Annotated in this window: 14 protein-coding genes; 5 read left to right on the top strand and 9 right to left on the bottom strand. The window is 67.1% G+C overall.

The window, feature by feature from the left end; translation table 11 throughout:
• Nucleotides 1–37: 37 nt before the first annotated feature.
• The 5 genes from hglS to ACSQ9A_RS25810 all read left to right on the top strand — a co-directional run bounded on the left by hglS (nucleotide 38) and on the right by ACSQ9A_RS25810 (nucleotide 5,287).
• Nucleotides 38–1,426, top strand: coding sequence for a 2-oxoadipate dioxygenase/decarboxylase HglS (gene hglS, locus ACSQ9A_RS25830; RefSeq protein ID WP_436305769.1), 1,389 nt, complete (start codon nucleotides 38–40; stop codon nucleotides 1,424–1,426).
• Between the two features lie 5 nt (nucleotides 1,427–1,431).
• On the top strand, nucleotides 1,432–2,868 hold the full coding sequence (locus ACSQ9A_RS25825) for an FAD-binding oxidoreductase (protein WP_436305768.1): 1,437 nt from the start codon (nucleotides 1,432–1,434) through the stop codon (nucleotides 2,866–2,868).
• Nucleotides 2,869–2,940: 72 nt separating this feature from the next.
• Nucleotides 2,941–4,071, top strand: a complete 1,131-nt coding sequence (locus ACSQ9A_RS25820; RefSeq protein ID WP_436305767.1) for a PLP-dependent aminotransferase family protein — start codon at nucleotides 2,941–2,943, stop codon at nucleotides 4,069–4,071.
• Between the two features lie 58 nt (nucleotides 4,072–4,129).
• Complete coding sequence (locus tag ACSQ9A_RS25815; protein ID WP_436305766.1) at nucleotides 4,130–4,591, top strand: Lrp/AsnC family transcriptional regulator; 462 nt, start codon at nucleotides 4,130–4,132, stop codon at nucleotides 4,589–4,591.
• A 15-nt stretch (nucleotides 4,592–4,606) separates the two neighbouring features.
• Nucleotides 4,607–5,287, top strand: coding sequence for an aspartate/glutamate racemase family protein (locus ACSQ9A_RS25810; RefSeq protein WP_436305765.1), 681 nt, complete (start codon nucleotides 4,607–4,609; stop codon nucleotides 5,285–5,287).
• A gap of 53 nt (nucleotides 5,288–5,340) precedes the next feature.
• Here ACSQ9A_RS25810 and ACSQ9A_RS25805 read toward each other — a convergent pair whose 3' ends face one another.
• The 9 genes from ACSQ9A_RS25805 to ACSQ9A_RS25765 form a co-directional block, all read right to left on the bottom strand.
• Nucleotides 5,341–5,625, bottom strand: coding sequence for a hypothetical protein (locus ACSQ9A_RS25805; protein WP_436305764.1), 285 nt, complete (start codon nucleotides 5,623–5,625; stop codon nucleotides 5,341–5,343).
• Between the two features lie 111 nt (nucleotides 5,626–5,736).
• A complete protein-coding gene (locus ACSQ9A_RS25800) occupies nucleotides 5,737–6,618 on the bottom strand; it encodes a DMT family transporter (protein WP_436305763.1) in 882 nt (293 codons plus the stop codon).
• Nucleotides 6,619–6,658: 40 nt separating this feature from the next.
• Nucleotides 6,659–7,435, bottom strand: coding sequence for a helix-turn-helix transcriptional regulator (locus tag ACSQ9A_RS25795; protein ID WP_436305762.1), 777 nt, complete (start codon nucleotides 7,433–7,435; stop codon nucleotides 6,659–6,661).
• Between the two features lie 48 nt (nucleotides 7,436–7,483).
• Nucleotides 7,484–7,957, bottom strand: coding sequence for a ferritin-like domain-containing protein (locus tag ACSQ9A_RS25790; RefSeq protein ID WP_436305761.1), 474 nt, complete (start codon nucleotides 7,955–7,957; stop codon nucleotides 7,484–7,486).
• Between the two features lie 133 nt (nucleotides 7,958–8,090).
• Nucleotides 8,091–9,425, bottom strand: coding sequence for a cytosine deaminase (locus ACSQ9A_RS25785; RefSeq protein WP_436305760.1), 1,335 nt, complete (start codon nucleotides 9,423–9,425; stop codon nucleotides 8,091–8,093).
• Nucleotides 9,426–9,537: 112 nt separating this feature from the next.
• Nucleotides 9,538–10,785 (bottom strand): phenylacetate--CoA ligase family protein, encoded by a 1,248-nt coding sequence (locus ACSQ9A_RS25780; protein WP_436305759.1) that lies wholly within the window; start codon nucleotides 10,783–10,785, stop codon nucleotides 9,538–9,540.
• Complete coding sequence (locus tag ACSQ9A_RS25775; RefSeq protein ID WP_436305758.1) at nucleotides 10,782–11,594, bottom strand: ABC transporter ATP-binding protein; 813 nt, start codon at nucleotides 11,592–11,594, stop codon at nucleotides 10,782–10,784. The genes ACSQ9A_RS25780 and ACSQ9A_RS25775 overlap by 4 nt, the downstream gene beginning before the upstream one ends.
• Nucleotides 11,595–11,607: 13 nt before the next feature.
• Nucleotides 11,608–12,936: an ABC transporter substrate-binding protein gene (locus ACSQ9A_RS25770; RefSeq protein ID WP_436305757.1), complete on the bottom strand. Its 1,329-nt coding sequence runs from the start codon at nucleotides 12,934–12,936 to the stop codon at nucleotides 11,608–11,610.
• A 67-nt stretch (nucleotides 12,937–13,003) separates the two neighbouring features.
• Entirely contained in the window at nucleotides 13,004–14,080 is a 1,077-nt protein-coding gene (locus ACSQ9A_RS25765) for a branched-chain amino acid ABC transporter permease (protein ID WP_436305756.1), read from the bottom strand.

The raw sequence follows: 14,080 nt of genomic DNA, 5'->3' as shown, positions 1-14,080 counted from the left end.
GATAGTTGCCCCTCCGAATTCTTCACAGGAACCGCCCATGAAGACGAACGCTTTTGTGGAACCCGACGACATCCGTACATTGTTTTCGCGGGCACTGTCCGGCATGTACAAGACCGAGGTGCCTCAGTACGGTGCTCTGCTCGATCTCGTCGCCGATATCAATGCCGAGGTGCTGCAAGAGAGCAAAGAGCTCGCCGACCGCCTGCGTGAGGCCGGCCAGCTCGATCGCCTGGACGTGGAGCGTCACGGCGCGATTCGTCTCGGGACCGTCGAGGAACTCGCGGTCATGCGCCGCTTGTTCGCCGTCATGGGCATGCGAGCGGTCGGCTACTACGACCTTTCGGTGGCCGGCGTTCCGGTGCACGCGACAGCCTTCCGTCCCGTCGAAGATTCTTCGCTCAAGCGAAACCCCTTCCGGGTGTTCACGTCGCTCTTGCGCCTGGACTTGATCGGCGACGCCGCACTGCGCGAGCGTGCCGCGAAGATCCTCGTCGGGCGCAGCATCTTCACGCCGCGTTGCCTCGAGCTCATTGACCGCGCGGAGCGCGATGGCGGCCTGTCCGGCCGGGACACGCAAGAGTTCGTCGCGCAGGCGCTCGAGACCTTTCGCTGGCACAGCGAGGCGACCGTCGACATCGAGACCTATCGGCAGCTGAGAGCGTCGCATCCGCTCATCGCCGATGTGGTGTGTTTCAAGGGGCCGCATATCAACCATCTGACCCCCCGCGTGCTCGACATCGACCAGGCGCAGGCGGCGATGCTGGAGAAGGGCATCCGTGCGAAAGACGCGATCGAAGGTCCGCCGAAGCGCAAGTGCCCGATCCTGTTGCGCCAAACGAGCTTTCTCGCCCTGGAAGAGCCGATCCGCTTCCAGGGAGCCGAAGGCGCTGACGGCACCCACACGGCCCGGTTCGGCGAGATCGAACAGCGCGGTTGCGCGCTCACGCCCAAAGGGCGTGCGCTCTATGACGATCTATTGAAAGCTTCTTTGGAGGCCGGGCGCGATGCAGGGTCGAGGGCATCGGCTCTGGCGCGAGTCTTCGAAGCCTTCCCGGATGATGCACGGGCGCTGCAGCGGGCGGGACTTGCATATTTCCGTTATTCGGTCGACCGACGCAACCTGGTCCGTTCGAGGCCGGTATCGGCGAACGCGAGCGTCGACGAGCTTCTGGACCAGAGCCTGGTGCGTGCGGAGCCGCTTGTGTATGAAGACTTCCTCCCTGTCAGCGCCGCAGGCATCTTCCGCTCGAACCTGGGATCGGAAGGAGCCGCGCACTACGTCGCCGGCGGCAACCGGGAAGCTTTCGAAACCGCGTTGGGCGCGAGCGTCATGAACGAGTTCGCCTTGTACGAGGCCGCGCAAGCAGCCTCACTCGAAGAGTGCAGGCGCGAACTGGCCAACGTACCGGTCATGGCGTCGAACTGAACGCCATGAACTCGGAAACCCATCATTCTTCCGTTGCGGCGCAAGCACCGGACCATGGCCTCATCGACAGGCTGGCCAGCCGATTGGGTGTGCAGGGACTTCTGACGGACGCGGGCGACAAGGCGCCATTTGAAGCCTCCGCTCGACACGGGCGGGGCATCGCGCGTGCCGTGGTGCGGCCGGCAAGCGCCGAAGAGCTGGCATGGGTGGTCCAGGAACTCGTCGGCGCAGATGCTTCCTTCGTTGTCCAGGGCGCTGCCACGGGCCTCGTCGGAGCGGCTACGCCGAGCGGCAGCGGCACGCAATGGGTGCTGTCCACACAGCGCTTGCGAGACAGATTGGAGATCGACCCGGTCAATCGAAGCGCGGTCGTGGCTGCCGGGTACCGGCTGTCGGACGTCAACCGCGCCGCCGCCGAGCATGGTCTGACCTTTCCAATCGATCTCGGTGCGGATCCGTCCATTGGCGGGATGGCGGCCACCAACACTGGAGGTTCGAGACTGATCCGCTATGGCGGTGTTCGCGAGAACGTGCTGGCCATTGCTGGGGTTCTCGCGAATCCGCCGGGCGCACGTTTCGGATCGACGCGCGGATTACGCAAGAACAATACCGGTCTCGATTGGACCCAGCTGATGACGGGCACCTTCGGTGCCTTCGGCGTCGTGACTCATGCCACGCTGAAGCTCCATCCTGTTCAGCGGCAAACCGCCGCTGCGCTCGTTGCGGTCGATTCCGCGGAAGTGGCTATGGAGCTTCTTTGCTCTTTCGAGGATGCGCTCGGCGAGTTCGTGAGCGCGTTCGAAGGTATGTCCGGCAGCGCGTTGACTGCAGCCGTCGAGCATCTTCCGGGCGTGTCTGCCCCTTTCCCGGTCGCGCCGCCGTATGCCGTCCTGCTGGAGGTGTCGAGCGCGGTATCGAAGGCCTCCGGGCTCGACCTGGAGTCGATTCTTATGGGCTGGCTCGAGACGCAGATCGAGCGCCCAGGGATGCTGGACGCCGTGGTGGACAAGCCAGAACGTCTTTGGCGGATCCGCCATGCCATCAGCGAATCGGTGCAGGCGCTCGGGAAGCTCGTCGCCTTCGACGTGTCCGTCAGTCGCTCGCGCTTTGCCGCATTTCGCGCGCGTTCCGTGGAGCTGATCGCCGCCGAAGTTGCGTCCGCCCTTGTGTGCGACTTCGGTCACTTGGGCGACGGCGGGGTGCATCTCAACATCGTCGTTGCTCCGGAGACCAGCGCCGATGCCATTGTTCGGCTGCGCTCGAAGCTGTACCAAGTTGTCGTCGAGGAGTTCGACGGAAGCTTCAGCGCCGAGCATGGAGTCGGCCCCTACAACCAGGCGTTCTACCGGTGCTTCACCGATCAGCCGACGCGCGCGCTGGCTGGCGCTCTTCATGCCCAGCTCGACCCCCAAGGGCGGCTCGGGAACGTTCGGCTCGATTGAAGGAAGCAAATGCCCCACATCTCATTCGTCAACGATCGCTACGCCAATGCGCCGGGGTCCCCGATACGCGAGTTGAAGCGCTTCACGGAACTGCCGGGGATGATTTCGCTGGCCGGCGGATACCCGGCTCCGGAACTGATGGATTCCGGCGGATTGCAGAGGATCTTCGGCAGTCTGACGGGAGCTGCATTCGCAAGCGCGCTCGAATACGGCGGCACTGAGGGCGCCATTGCCCTCCGCACGGAACTGGCGCGGCTGTCCAATTCGCGCGGTATCACCGTGGAACCCGGCGAAGTCCTGACCTTGAGCGGTTCGCAGCAAGGGATCGATTTGCTGGCGCGCACGCTTTTGTCCAAGGACGACACTGTCCTGGTCGAGGCGCCTACGTACCCGGCCGCGATCTCCGCCTTTCGCTTCGCAGGCGCAGCCATCCATCAGGTCGCCACCGATGACGAGGGACTCGTTCTCGAGGATCTGGAACGGGCGCTGATCCGGCTGAAGCCCAAGGCCCTCTACACCGTACCCACGTTCGGCAATCCGAGCGGCCGCACCCTCGGCGAGGGCAGGCGGCGCGAACTGCTGAAACTGGCGGTTCGGCATCGATGCCTCGTGATCGAGGACGACCCGTATGGGGATCTCTGGTTCGACCAGGCGCCCCCGCAGCCCCTCTACTCGATGCGGCACACGGTGGATGGCGCCGAAAGCGTGCTGACCTACCTGTCGAGCCTCTCGAAGACGCTGGCGCCGGGTCTGAGGCTCGGCTGGATGCTGGGGCCGGCCGAGCTGCGACGCGCGTGCGTGCTCGCCAAGCAGACCGACGACATGCACGCGTCGACGCTGACGCAGGCGGCCGCGGCTGCGTACCTGGCCCAGGGCCTCTTCGCCGAGAACCTGCCCCGGCTGCGCTCCATCTACGGCAAGCGCGCCAAGGCACTGGTGCGCGCTTTGAACCTGCAGTTGGGCAACCGCATCGAGTTCACCGCGCCGGGCGGCGGCATGTTCGTCTGGGGGCGTGCGCCGGGGGTCGATACGGCTGAATGGCTCAAGGCGGCCATCGAGCGCAGTGTGCTCTTTGTGCCGGGGGCTGCCTTCTATGCGCAAGAAGCGGACAACGCGACCTTTCGACTCTCGTTCGCCAGCCAGGACGAGGCGGGCATCGCGATCGGGGTGTCGCGCCTCGAAGAGGCGCTGCGCTTCCTGTAGACCCACGAGCACCTACTCGGCCGCGCCACAATCGCTGATCTCCGCTGCAAGGCCGCCCATGGACCTACGACTCGATGACCTTGATCGCCACCTTCTGACCTTGCTGCAGGCCAATGCCCGCGAGCCGGCGGCCAACCTGGCGCGCAAGCTGAAGATAGCCAGGACCACGGTGGTCGCGCGAATCGCGCGACTGGAGCGGGAGGGCGTCGTCTCGGGCTATGGGGTTCGCCTCGGCCAGCGGCTCGAGCAAGCGGCGGTTCGAGCGTTCTGCGGGCTCAGCGTCAACGCCAAGGCTGCGCCCGCGGTCATCAAGGCGCTCGAGCGTCTGCCCGAGGTGGAGGAGGTCTGGGCCGTGAGCGGCCAGTTCGACTACATGGTCCTTCTCCGGTGCGAAACGCCTGAACAGTTGGACAAGCTGCTCGATCAGCTGGGTCAGATCGACGGCATCAACCAGACACACACCTCCATCGTGCTCAGTCGAAAGATCGATCGTCGCAGCACCGTCTCGAAAAGCGCATAGCCATCCCAGCCAGAAATGACCCCCAGCCCTGACAGATTCCTCGGTGTTCTGATGCTCGATACGCGGTTCCCGCGGCCGCCTGGCGACATCGGCAATCCGGAGACCTTCAGCCGCAACGGCATTCCGGTTCGTTTCCGGGTTGTCGAGGGCGCGTCACCCCGACGGATCGTGAAGGAGGCTGATCCCGCGTTGCTTCGACCATTCGTCGACGCCGCCTTGCAGCTGGTCGAGGAGGGTGCCGCGATGATCACGACCAGTTGCGGTTTCCTGGCCGCCTACCAGAACACGCTGGCCGAAGCAGTGCCCGTGCCGGTCTTCACCTCGAGCCTGTTGCATTGCCGGGAGTTCGCGCGTCCCGGTATCGTCACCTTCGACGCGGCTGCGTTGAACGCAAGCATTCTCAAGGCGGTCGGCGTTCCGGAGGCGACGCCTGTGCAGGGCGTGGAGCCAGGATGCGAGTTCCACCGGCGCATACTCAACAACGAAGATCGGCTCGATCTTGTCGAAGCGCGCAGGAACGTGGTCGACGCCGCACGGCGCCTTGTGAATCTGTTTCCCTCGGTCGAAGACATCGTGCTCGAGTGCACCAACATGCCACCCTACCGCGAGGCTGTTGCGCGAGCGACGGGGCGCCACGTGCATGACATCGAAACCTTGGTGGTTGCCCGGTGGAGGATCTCCACCGCGTCGTCATAGCAGGTGGGCGAAAAGAGATGTCCTGGACGCGCGACGCACCCGCGCAAGCGCGCTCAGGCGTACTGGATGCGCCGGTTGGAGCGCTTCACCAGGAGTTCGTCGGCAACCTCGACGGCGCGGTGTCCCATGACCGCGACCGGATAGCTGCCGATCATGACGTTGTCGTAGGTGATGGTGGCGTAGCTGAATTCGGCGCCCAGCGCAGCCGCCGCGTCCTGCAGGCATTCGGCCACCGAGGGCAGGCCTTCGCGCTCGTAGCGCCGTGTGCCGTCGCCGATCCCGACATACGAGTTGAAGTTTCTTTCGCCGCGCTTGGTGATTTCAACGGCAGGTTGCATCGCTTTCTCCCAGAGTTCGCTGCGGCGATTGTGTTCAGGCCTGTCTGCTGTCGGTAGTGGCCATTGGTATTACCCGGCCGTCCGTCGTAATCAGGCCGACGCGCATTCACGCTATTGACGTGGCACATCCCCCCGGCCGGGAATCCCGCCGCTGGCGAGCGCGACGCCCAGCACGGCGCTGGCCACCGCCAGGGCATCGACCGCAGTCAACCGATCGCCGAGCCACCACCACCCGCCTAGCGCCGAGACCACGGGCGCCAGCGCGCCGAAGGCCGCCGCCCGTGCAGCGCCCAGCCGGACGATGGCGGCGGAAAAAAACCACAGCCCCAGCAGCCCGGCGAGCACGCCCTGCCACAGGGCCTGCCACAGCAGATCGCGAACCGGCGCATCGAAGAGGTGGATCTCGCTGCCGCGCCACCCGAGCCACGGCAACAGGAGCAGCGTCGACCAGGCGTTGACCAGCGCGGCGCCCTGCCATGCGCCGAGGCCGCTCTGCCGGAACGAGAGCGTGAAGCCGGCCCACAACGCGGCGGCCAGCAGGAACATCAGATCGCCCTGCCATGCGCCGGCGTGCCCCGCCGTGCCGAACTTGCTGCCGAGCCGGGCCACGCCCAGGGCCATGCACGCGAGGCCGAGCGTGCGCCAGCGGTCGGGGCGTTCGCGCCAGAGAACCCACGCGAACACGGCGGCGAAGAGCGGCGAGGCGCCCGCCATCAGAACGCCCATGTGGGCAGTGGGCGCAAACATCGTTCCGGTCATCGCGATGAGCCCGAAGGGCAGCCCGGCGCCGATCACCATGCCGGCCAGCAACCGGCGCGGCACGCCGCGCGGCAGCAACATCAGCGCGGCGATGCCGTAGCGCAGGATCGCCAGGTCGGGCGGAGCGATCGTGGTCGTCGTCGACTGGCGGGTCACGACCTGCCATGCGCCGCCGACCAGCGCGGCGGCGACGCCGGCCAGCATGCCGGCAGCGAGACGGGAAGGGTGCAACAAGATCGGCTCCACAGGCAGCTGCGAAGCCGGCAGTGTCGGGTCAGCGAAGTGCGGGCGCTGCCAGATTCGTGCGCATTCGGCTCGGCGTGAGGCCGAAGTTGCGGCGGAACACGCCCGTGAAGTGGCTGTGGCTGGCATAGCCGAGTTCCGCGGCCAGTGCGCTCAGGTTGCGCTCGCCCTTCCGCAGCCGGTCGAGCGCCAGCGTCATCCGCAGCCGCGTGCGAAAGCCGTGCAGGCTCAGGCCGGTTTGCAGCCGGAAGCGCCGCGCCAGGTGGAATGCCGAACAGTTTGCCGCCCTGGCGATCTCCGTGAGGGCGTCGTCTCGCTGCGGCTCGGCGGCGATGTATTCGCGAGCCCGTTCGACGGCGCGGTGCGGACGCCGCATCGACGCCTCGCCGGTCGTGGGCACCAGCGCGCGCACGACGGCGGCCAGCGGTTCTTCGATATCCAGCCGCTCGAGCTGCTGCGCCGCCAGCGCCTGCGACCAGCCGGCCATCTGCAGATGCACCGCGAGCGGAAGCGGCGATCGGCCCGACGGGCCGAGGTCCTCGCCGACGATCAGCAGCGCGCTGCGCTTGTCCGCCCAGGGCCGACGGAGGCGGTAGCGCTGCGACGGGGAGAGCCACAGAGCGGACGCCGGATCGCAAACGAATCCGTGGGCGCCGATACGGCACTCGAAGCAGGCTGATAGCGGCAGCAGCAGGCGCGGGCCGTCGACCCGGTAGCTGTCGCTCCACGCAGGGTCGGGCGCGGCGAGCGTCAGCTGCTGCCAGCTCAGCAAGGCACTCTCGAAAACGATGCGGCGCGAATAGGCCATGGCGCCGACATTGTGGAGCGCCTTGGGCGCGCCGTGCAGCCCCGTCGGTCAGCGGCGCGCGCGCGCCTCGTCGCGCAGCAGCTTGATCTGGTCGTGGTTGCGCTGGGCGCCCTCGGCTTGGCGCTCGACCACCGCGCGCGCATCGGCCGGCAGGTTTTGCTTCAAGGCCTTGCGGTAGCGCGCCACGGCCGCGTCTTCGCCGCGTTCGCATTCCTCGAGCATCGAGAGCTCGCTGTTGGCGCCCACCAGGCCCTTCACATGCACCCAGCCGCGGTGCACCGCGCCGCTGGCGGTGCCGCCTTCGGCCGGCTTGCCGCCGTAGCCCAGGATCAACTGCGCCAGTTCGCTGGCCGCCTGGCCGCAGGACGCGGCGCGGTCGTTGAACAGCTGCTTCAGGCTGGCCGATTTCACTTCCGCGGCGCAGGTGCGAAAGCCGTATTCGCCGTCGCGCGCGTTCTCGACCAGGTCGTTCAGCACGTCGACCACCTCGTCGGCGGCCAGAATGTCGGTGTCCATTGCCATGATGAAAATACTCCTTGGTTGCCTCCGCGAGGAGGGTTGCTGGAGCTTTCATGATTGCGCCGCACCGTGCCGGGAACGTCAGTGCCGCCTGACGGCGCGTGTAGGGTTTCGCCGCCCTGGGGCGGGCCGCTGTTCAGGCGCGCACGAGGTCGTCGAGCAGCCTGTAGTCCGGCAAGCGCGTGTCGATCGCGCGGCCGGCGCGCAGCACCGTGCGGTCGAACTGTGCGCGCGCGAGCATCTCGGAATAGCTGCGCGCCTTGAGGACCAGCAGGTCGGCCACAGCGCCGGCCTTCAGCACGCCGTGGGCGGTGCCCATGATCGCGGCCGGCGTCTCGGTGGCGGCGCGGATCCAATCGGAAAGCGGATGGTCCAGGTGCAGGATCTTCACCGCCTGGGTGAAGGTGTCGAGCATGTCGTGGTCGCCGTAGGCATAGAAGGGATCGCGGCAGTTGTCGCCGGCCACCGCCACGCGCAGGCCGCGCGCCTTCATCTCGTGCAGCACCGTCACGCCGCGCCAGCGCGGCGTGCGCGCTTCCTGGCTGCGGTCCTGCAGGTACATGTTGACCGTGGGCAGGCTCACGATGTCGATGCCGGCGTCCTTGCAGGCCGCGATGGTTTCTTCGATGAACTCGTCGGTCTGCAGCGCGAGCGCGGTGCAGTGGCCGCACAGGATGCGGCCGGCGAAATCCTGCGCCGTGGCCGTGCGTGCGACGCGGATCAGCGCGCGCGAGCGCGGATCGGTGGATTCGTCGACGTGCAGGTCGAGGTCGAGCCCGCGCTCCGCGGCGAGTTCGAACACGCGCACCAGCGCCGCGTCCAGGTCCGGCGGCATCGGGTCGCCGGGGTAGGCGCCCGAACGCGTCACGCAGCCAAGCCGGCCGCCGCTCTCGGCGACGATGTCGGCGAGCTGGCGGCCTTCTTCGGTCAGGAAGATGTCGAGCGGCGCGATCGACGACGCCTGCAGCTCGACGCGTCCGGCCCAGCGCTCGCGCAGCTCGCGGAACACGGGAAACGAGATCGCGGCCTGCGGCGCCAGCGAATCGAGGTGCGTGCGAATCGCGACCACGCCCTTGGCATAGGCGGTGGCGAGGCCGAACTCCATGCGCCGGCGCACGTCCTCGGCATGCCAGCGCGCGTTGCGGTCGCGCTGCGTGGCCATCGAGGCGCCAGCGCCATCGCCGGTGGGATTGGCCTGGCGCGGCCAGATGTGGCCCTTGTCCAGGTGCGTGTGGCAGTCGACCATGCCCGGCAGCAGCATCGATGCGTCGAGATCGGGGCCGAGTTCGGCCGGCAGCGTGCCGGCGGGCTCGATGGCGGCAATGCGGCCGTGGTCCACCAGCAGGTCGACGGGTGCGAGTTCATCGTCGGCCCCGGCCGGCACATCGGCCTGGACGAGGCAGCGGGGCGCACGCAGATTGCGCAGCGCGAAGCGCGGACTGGTGGGCGGATGAAAGAAGGCGTGGGTCATCGAAAGAATCGTAGCGAGCTCCCGGCGTTGCAAGGAGCATGCCGCGAGGGTTGCGCCGCCGCGCCTTCGTCGATGTCGGCAAGCCGGGCGCAGCGTCGCCGGGCGTTCCGTATCAACGGTAGCTGCGCGCGTCCTCGATCACCTTGCCGTCGTTGGGCAGGCTGCCCGGCGCCACGAATTCGACCGTGCCGCGCAGCTTGGTGATATCGCGGATGGCCTCGGCCACGCGCTCCGCCAGGCCTTGCGCGGCCGCGGCGCATTCGAGCCTGAGCGTCATGCGGTCGTCGCCCATCTCGCCTTCGACCACCAGCCGTGCGCGCTGCACTTCCGGAAAGCGCCGTGCGATCTCCGCCACCTGGCCCGGATGCACGAACATGCCGCGCACCTTGGTGGTCTGGTCGGCGCGGCCGAGCCAGCCCTTGATGCGCGTGTTGGTGCGGCCCGTGGGGCAATGCCCCGGCAGCACGGCCGAGAGGTCGCCGGTGCCGAAGCGGATCAGCGGGTAGTCGGGGTTCAGCGTGGTGACGACGATCTCGCCGACCTCGCCCTCGGGCACCGGGTCGCCGGTGCCCGGGCGCACGATCTCCACGATCACGCCCTCGTCGAGCACCAGGCCTTCGCGCGCCGAGGTCTCGTAGGCCACCAGGCCCAGGTCGGCCGTCGCGTAGCACTGCGTGCCGGCCACGCCGCGCTCGGCGATCCATTCGCGCAGGCTGGGCGGAAAGGCCTCGCCTGACACCAGCGCCTTGGTCAGCGAGGGCAATGCGATGTTCTTCTCCGCAGCCTTCTCGAGGATGATCTTCAGGAAGCTCGGCGTGCCCACATAGCCCGCGGGCTTGAGGTCCGCGATGGCTTCCACCTGCTGCTCGGTCTGTCCCGTGCCGCCCGCGAACACGGTGCAGCCGAGCGCGTGTGCGCCGCTCTCCATCAGCGCGCCGGCCGGCGTCATGTGGTAGCTGAAGCAGTTGTGCACCAGTTCGCCGCCGCGAAAGCCCGCGGCATGCAGCGCGCGTGCGGTGCGCCAGTAGTCGCGCGCCTCGCCTTCGGGTTCATAGATGGTGCCGGGGCTGGCGAACACGCGCGTCATGCGCGGCCCGAAGTGGATCGCCGCGAAACCGCCGAAGGGATCGTTCGCGCGGTGCGCCTTCTGCAAGTCGAGCAGCTCGGACTTGCGCGTGACGGGCAGCTTCGCCAAGGCGTCGCGGCTCGTGATGTCGCGAGCCTTGATGCCGTCGAGGATCTTCGCGAAGGCCGGCGCCGCGGTCTGCGCCTGCGCAATCTGCTTGGGCAGCGCGGCCAGCAAGTCCTGCTCGCGTTCGGCTGGATCGCGCACTTCCAGCTTGTCATAGAAATCGGTCATGCGAGCCACCTCTTGCGCCGCTTGTAACTCTTGATATCGCGGAAGCTCTTGCGGTCCGCGCCGCCGACGCCGAGATAGAACTCCTTGACGTCCTCGTTCTCGCGCAGGCTCTGCGCCTCGCCGTCCATCACGATGCGGCCGTTCTCGAGGATGTAGCCGTAGTCGGCATAGCGCAGCGCCATGTTGGTGTTCTGCTCGGCCAGAAGAAAGGTCACGCGCTCCTTCTCGTTCAGGTCCTTCACGATGCCGAACACCTCTTCGACGATCTGCGGCGCCAGGCCCATCGAGGGCTCGTCGAGCAGCACCATGTTCGGGTTGGCCATCAGCGCGCGGCCGATGGCGCACATCTGCTGCTCGCCGCCCGAGGTGTAGGCGGCCTGCGAAGCGCGGCGCGTCTTCAGCCGCGGGAAGTAGGCGTAGACCTTCTCCAGCGTCTCGGCGACGGCGGCCTTGCCATCGGTGCGCGTGTAGGCGCCGGTCATCAGGTTGTCCTCGATCGTCAGGTGGGCGAAGCAGTGGCGCCCCTCCATCACCTGGATCAGTCCGCGCTTGACCAGCTCGGCCGGTGTGAGCGCCTCGATGCGCTCGCCGCGCAGCTCGATCGTTCCCTTGGTCACCGCGCCGCGCTCGCCGGCCAGCAGGTTCGACACCGCGCGCAGCGTGGTCGTCTTGCCCGCGCCGTTGCCGCCGAGCAGCGCCACGATGCCGCCCTCGGGCACCTGGAGCGAAACGCCCTTGAGCACCAGGATCACGTGGTTGTAGATGACCTCGATGCCGTTGACGTTGAGAACGATGTTCGCTGCGCTCATGGGCTGTGCTTCGTCAGGACTGGCATTCCGCGGGCGTGCGCGCCGTGAGCTTCTTGTCGGCGGCGTACTTGGCGGCCGTGCTCCTGACCAGCGGCTTGATCACCTGCTCGTCGGCCTGCAGCCAGTCGGAGGTGAACTTCCACTCCTTGCCGTCCCAGGTGTGGATGCGCGCCCACGATGCACCCATGTGGTCGACGCACGAGGTGCTGATCGGCCGCATCACGCCCGCGAAGCCCAGCGCGTCGAGCTTGGCCTGCGTCAGGTTCAGGTTCTCCAGGCCCCAGCGCACCTGTTCGCCCGTCATGATCTTGCCCTTGCCGAAACGCTCCTGCGCCGAGCGGATGCCTTCCAGCGCGAGCATGGCGCTTATGGCGCCGCGCATGTAGAGCACCTGGCCGACATCGCCCTTCGGTCCCGTGCCCTGGCCCTTGTCGTGCACCAGCGCGAGAACGTCCTTGACGAACTTGGATTGCGGCTCCGCACCATGCTGCAGCGCCACCGCGTTGTAGCCCTTGGCACCGTCGGCCACGTCCTTCACGTCGGGCTCCGCGCCCGACCACCACACGCCATACATCTTCTCGCGCGGGTAGCCCGTGGCCTGCGCTTCCTTCAGTGCGGTGGAGTTCATCACGCCCCAGCCCCACAGCAGCACGTAGTCGGGCCGGTTCTGGCGCACTTGCAGCCAGGTCGCCTTCTGCTCCACGCCGGGCGCCGTCACCGGTAGCAGTTGCAGGTCGAAGCCGTGCATCTTCGCGCGCTCCTGCAGCAGGGGGATCGGCTCCTTGCCGTAGGGGCTGTCGTGGTAGAGCAGCGCGAACTTCTTGCCCTTGAGCTTGTCGAGCCCGCCTTCCTTCTTGGCGATGGCCTGGAGGATGGCATCGGCCGCCACCCAGTAGGTGCCGCCGATCGGGAAGTTCCACTTGAACACCGTGCCGTCGGCGCTCTCGCTGCGGCCGTAGCCCACGGTCACCACCGGAATCTTGTCGACCGGCGCCTTCTCGGTGATGGCGAATGTCGCGCCGGTGGACAGCGGTTGCACGAAGGAGGCGCCGCCGCCCTTGCCCTTCAGGCGCTCGTAGCACTCGACGCTGCGGGCGGTGTCGTAGCCGGTTTCACACTCCTCGAAAGTGAGCTTCACGCCGTTGAGGCCGCCGCGCGCGTTGACCAGCTTGATGTAGTCGACGAAGCCGTTGGCCCATGGCGCACCGTTGGGGGCGTAGGCGCCGGTCCGGTAGGACAGCACGGGAATGAACTGCTCCTTGTCCTGGGCCAAGGCGCCCGTCGTCGTCAGGCAGGCAGCGCCGGCAGCCAGGGCGATCATCAGTTTGCGAAGTTTTTTCATGTGTGTCTCCTAGTCGAATGAATGAACGAAGCACTACCCGGTCAACAGAAAAACATGCGCGGCGGCGTCAATGGGGGAACGGCCATAGCTGCAGCTTCTGCTTGGCGGTCGACCAGAGCTTGGCCAAGCCATGCGGCTCCACGATCAGGAACCAAACGATGAGGCCGCCGAAAATCATCAACTCGGCGTGCGCAATGCCGGCGGTGGAGATTTCGATGCCGAACACGCCGGCCAACATCGGCAGCAACTGGTTGAGCGCGATCGGCAGCACGACGATGAAGGCGGCGCCGAAGAAGCTGCCCATGATCGATCCCAGCCCGCCGATGATCACCATGAACAGCAGGCGGAACGAGTAGTCCACCGAGAAGGCCGAGGGTTCCCAGGCGCCGAGGTACACGAAGGCCCACAGCGCGCCGGCCACGCCGATGATGAAGGAGCTGACCGCGAAGGCGCTGAGCTTGGCGTACATCGGCCGGATGCCGATCACCGCGGCGGCCACGTCCATGTCGCGGATCGCCATCCATTCGCGGCCGATGGCGCCGCGCACCAGGTTCTTGGCCAGGATCGCGATGATCACCAACACCACCAGGCAGAACAGGTACTTGCTCAGCGCGCTCTCCAGCGGCAGGCCGAACACCTGCAGGTTCGACACCGCGACCGAGCCCGAAGGCGTGTCGAGCGTGAACCACTTGATGCGCAGGAACATCCAGTCGGCGAAGAACTGCGCCGCCAGCGTCGCCACCGCCAGGTACAGCCCGCGCACCCGCAGGCTGGGCAGCCCGAACAGGATGCCGAAGGCGGTGGCACACAGCCCGCCCAGGATCAGTGCGGGGATCAGCGGCATGCCCGGCACGCGGACGAAGAAGTTGTAGGCGCCGTAGGCACCCACGGCCATGAAGGCGCCCGAGCCGAGCGAGATCTGGCCGCAGTAGCCGACCAGGATGTTCACGCCGACGGCCGCCAGCGAGAAGATCAGGAAGGGAATCAGGATGGCGCGGAACAGGTAGTCGCTCGCCATGAGCGGCACGCCGACGAAGGCGAAAGCCAGCACCAGGGCGACGAAGACGCGGTCCTGCAGGATCGGGAAGACCTGCTGGTCGGCGCGGTAGGTGGTCTTGAACTGGCCGTTTTCTCTATAAAGCAT

The sequence above is a fragment of the Variovorax sp. LjRoot290 genome (assembly GCF_964253985.1).
Classification (GTDB): domain Bacteria; phylum Pseudomonadota; class Gammaproteobacteria; order Burkholderiales; family Burkholderiaceae_C; genus Variovorax.
Note: the sequence above shows the minus strand (reverse complement) of the source record. Positions and strands in the feature narration are given on the sequence as shown.

What these genes read in the sequence shown, in the direction of transcription:
- ACSQ9A_RS25765 (WP_436305756.1), bottom strand. Translation starts at nt 14,080, where the DNA reads ATGCTTTATAGAGAAAACGGCCAGTTCAAGACCACCTACCGCGCCGAC.
- ACSQ9A_RS25810 (WP_436305765.1), top strand. Translation starts at nt 4,607, where the DNA reads ATGACCCCCAGCCCTGACAGATTCCTCGGTGTTCTGATGCTCGATACG.
- ACSQ9A_RS25805 (WP_436305764.1), bottom strand. Translation starts at nt 5,625, where the DNA reads ATGCAACCTGCCGTTGAAATCACCAAGCGCGGCGAAAGAAACTTCAAC.
- ACSQ9A_RS25825 (WP_436305768.1), top strand. Translation starts at nt 1,432, where the DNA reads ATGAACTCGGAAACCCATCATTCTTCCGTTGCGGCGCAAGCACCGGAC.
- ACSQ9A_RS25775 (WP_436305758.1), bottom strand. Translation starts at nt 11,594, where the DNA reads ATGAGCGCAGCGAACATCGTTCTCAACGTCAACGGCATCGAGGTCATC.
- ACSQ9A_RS25780 (WP_436305759.1), bottom strand. Translation starts at nt 10,785, where the DNA reads ATGACCGATTTCTATGACAAGCTGGAAGTGCGCGATCCAGCCGAACGC.
- ACSQ9A_RS25795 (WP_436305762.1), bottom strand. Translation starts at nt 7,435, where the DNA reads ATGGCCTATTCGCGCCGCATCGTTTTCGAGAGTGCCTTGCTGAGCTGG.
- hglS (WP_436305769.1), top strand. Translation starts at nt 38, where the DNA reads ATGAAGACGAACGCTTTTGTGGAACCCGACGACATCCGTACATTGTTT.
- ACSQ9A_RS25770 (WP_436305757.1), bottom strand. Translation starts at nt 12,936, where the DNA reads ATGAAAAAACTTCGCAAACTGATGATCGCCCTGGCTGCCGGCGCTGCC.
- ACSQ9A_RS25790 (WP_436305761.1), bottom strand. Translation starts at nt 7,957, where the DNA reads ATGGCAATGGACACCGACATTCTGGCCGCCGACGAGGTGGTCGACGTG.
- ACSQ9A_RS25785 (WP_436305760.1), bottom strand. Translation starts at nt 9,425, where the DNA reads ATGACCCACGCCTTCTTTCATCCGCCCACCAGTCCGCGCTTCGCGCTG.
- ACSQ9A_RS25815 (WP_436305766.1), top strand. Translation starts at nt 4,130, where the DNA reads ATGGACCTACGACTCGATGACCTTGATCGCCACCTTCTGACCTTGCTG.